The following is a 2,546-nucleotide window of genomic DNA, read 5'->3' as shown; positions in this document are numbered from 1 at the left end:
CCCATCCGGCCGCCCCCGGTGCATCTCACACAAAACACACCCCAAACTCTATCTGTCCTGGTCGGCCTCCCCACAAAAAAACCCCTCCCGGGGGGGGGGGGGGCGGCCCCCCCCCCCCCCCCCGGCCACTCCACCCGGAAGGTCCCCATGGATCACCATGTCGTCCCGGCCACCGGTTCGTCCGGAGTGGACACTGCCGCGCTGCTGCTGAGACTCGTCCTCCTGCTGAGTACTGCTTTCCTCGCCGGTACCGGCGTCCTGCGACCGCTCGTGGACAAGTTGCCGCGCCGGTTGCTCATCGCCGTCGGCTTGCTCGGTGGTGTCTCGGCTGTAGCGGCGGTGGTGTCGGCGTTCGTCGTCGACCTCAACGTGTACGCGCTGGCCGTCCATCTCGTGCTCGCCGCGGTGATCCCCGTGCTGATCCGCTGGCCGTCCGCCGGCCGGTGGGCGTCGATCGCGTTGATCGTCCTGGTGGTACTGGAAACTTCCCTCGGCCGCTCCGGTGTCGATTTCGCCGTCGACACGGTCTACGTGGTGGGCGCCGCGTTGTGGTTCGGTGTCACCGTCCTGTCCGCGGGAGTGCCCGCGGATCGCTGGCGTGGCACCGCTTTCCGGCTCGGTCCACTCGCGCTGACGATCGGTGGCCTGCTCGCGGTCGCAGGCGCGGTGCAACTCGTCCAATCCGGGCTCGGCTTCGACCGGCGGTTGTACGAAACCCTCTTCGGGGTCGCGCTGCTGGCGATCGTCCTGTTGCCGATCGTGGTGGCCGTTCTTGCCGGAGTTTTGCTGGGGGGCAATGATTCCAGTCGGGTCTACCGATTCGGCGCGGTCGGGGTCGCAGTGGGTTTTCTTGCCTGGAGCGCGCTGGCGGCCATTCCCCAGCCGCCTGCCCTGCCGGTCCCCGGGGTGCCGCTGATCGCCGACGCGGTAGCCGGTGGAGCACGGATCCCGGTGCTGCTCAGTCCGCAGCGGCCGGGCCGTAACCTCGTGCACTTCCCGGCCAGTGCGGGCGACGACCTGTCCGCCGGAGTGCCGGGCGGGCTGATCACCAAAGCTGCCGCACGGCCGGGTGCCGAGGGGAGCTGGGCCGAGGTCGAACTCCCGCCGGGACGCAGCGAACTGGTCGTGAGCAAGGGAACGGCCGAAACGAGGGTCGACGTCGACGCGGGGGACGCCGCCGGGCCCTCGATCGCCGACGCCGACGCGCCCGAATGTGCCAGCGCGGCACTCGGCGGAGTCATCGCCGGACGACGCGATGTGCTCGCCTCGTGCCCTGCCGACGTACTGTCCTCTGAGGACAGTGGTTCGCTGGTCAAGCTCGTGGAGTTCCTCGCGGGGCGAAAGCCTTCGGCGATCACTCTGGTCGGTGACGAATCGCCGCGCGGTGTCGCGGCGGCGAAGCTAGTGCGCGACACCGCGGCGCGCACCGGCCTCGCGGTGCGGGAAGATCCCGGCGCCGACACGGCGTTGGTCGTCGTTTCCGGCTGGGCCGGGGGATACACGGCGATGAGCCGCGCGGCGGAGTCGCAGCGGTTGAAGCCGACACATCAGTACGGCTTGTATCTCGCGCCCTGGCTGTTGAACGGTCCGATCGTGAATGCGGTCGCGAGTTCTTCGCTGCCGCTGCGGTTCGATCCGCGCGACCAGCTCGCCGTCGGTTACGCGGTGGCGGTGGGGAATTCCTTCGGCGGGGAGAGCCCGACCTTGGGTGGTTTTCGTTCCTGGCTCGGCGACCAATGGCGTTCGGCGAACGGCGATGTGCAGATCTTCGCTGCCGCGCAGGTCAATGCCATGCCGATGTATCCGAATGAACCGCATGCCATCGGAATGGTGATGAACCGCGATTACGCGGGCCAATGGGTCCCGGACGGAACCATTGTGCCGATCAGCGCGGTTCTCCGCTGATTTCCGCTTCCCCTGGAAAACGGGGAAATCGATTGAAGTCAAGGAGGTGAATTCCATGAAGCGAATCGCAGCCAGGGTGCTGCTCCCGCTGGCCGCGGCGGCAGTGTTGACCGGCGTGGCGGGCGGGGTGGCCGATGCCGCCCCGGCCGAGGGCACACCCATCTGGGTGACGCCGGACCTCGACCTGGGCGGTCTGCTCGGCCCCGCGGTGCAGGCGCCGACCCAGCTCCTCGCGCCGATCTTCGGCCTCATCACGCCGATCTCCTGATCCCGCACACCCCCAGGTCACCCCAAGGAGGGAACCGATGAAGAAAACCCTGGCCCGCGCGGCCGCGATTGCCACACTCGCGAGCGTCGGCGTGCTCGGTGCCGCCGTGCCGGCGCTGGCGGCCACCACGTCCGCCCAGGACGCGCCCGGCGGCGTGACCGTCGTGGACGAGCCCGACACGACCAACCTGAACAACATCTGGACGTTCGCGCCGCTCGGTGTTCCGGTGCTCGGCCTGATCCAGTCGCTCAACGGTGTCCCGGGCAGGCTGCTGCCCTCTTGAGCGCCCCGGCGGCTCTCGCTTCCCGGGACGCGAGAGCCGCCCCCGCGAGCGCCCTCGTGGGTGTTGGGTAGGTGGCCGAGCAAGTGTTGC

Annotated in this window: 3 protein-coding genes; all 3 read left to right on the top strand. The window is 69.2% G+C overall.

Going from position 1 to position 2,546, the window contains the following annotated elements:
• Positions 1-147 precede the first annotated feature (147 nt).
• The 3 genes from ACFW0G_RS05115 to ACFW0G_RS05105 are packed head-to-tail and all read left to right on the top strand — an operon-like array spanning position 148 to position 2,456.
• Entirely contained in the window at positions 148-1,905 is a 1,758-nt protein-coding gene (locus tag ACFW0G_RS05115) for a hypothetical protein (protein ID WP_378323468.1), read from the top strand.
• A gap of 55 nt (positions 1,906-1,960) precedes the next feature.
• Positions 1,961-2,173, top strand: a complete 213-nt coding sequence (locus ACFW0G_RS05110; RefSeq protein ID WP_378323467.1) for a hypothetical protein — start codon at positions 1,961-1,963, stop codon at positions 2,171-2,173.
• A gap of 37 nt (positions 2,174-2,210) precedes the next feature.
• Positions 2,211-2,456: a hypothetical protein gene (locus ACFW0G_RS05105; protein ID WP_378323466.1), complete on the top strand. Its 246-nt coding sequence runs from the start codon at positions 2,211-2,213 to the stop codon at positions 2,454-2,456.
• Positions 2,457-2,546: the final 90 nt, after the last annotated feature.

It is taken from the genome of Amycolatopsis sp. NPDC058986, assembly GCF_042741125.1.
Classification (GTDB): Bacteria; Actinomycetota; Actinomycetes; order Mycobacteriales; family Pseudonocardiaceae; genus Amycolatopsis.
This window is presented reverse-complemented; position numbering and strand designations above follow the sequence as displayed.

Excerpts from the sequence above, each read along its gene's own strand:
- ACFW0G_RS05115 (WP_378323468.1), top strand. The coding sequence starts at position 148 with ATGGATCACCATGTCGTCCCGGCCACCGGTTCGTCCGGAGTGGACACT.
- ACFW0G_RS05110 (WP_378323467.1), top strand. The coding sequence starts at position 1,961 with ATGAAGCGAATCGCAGCCAGGGTGCTGCTCCCGCTGGCCGCGGCGGCA.
- ACFW0G_RS05105 (WP_378323466.1), top strand. The coding sequence starts at position 2,211 with ATGAAGAAAACCCTGGCCCGCGCGGCCGCGATTGCCACACTCGCGAGC.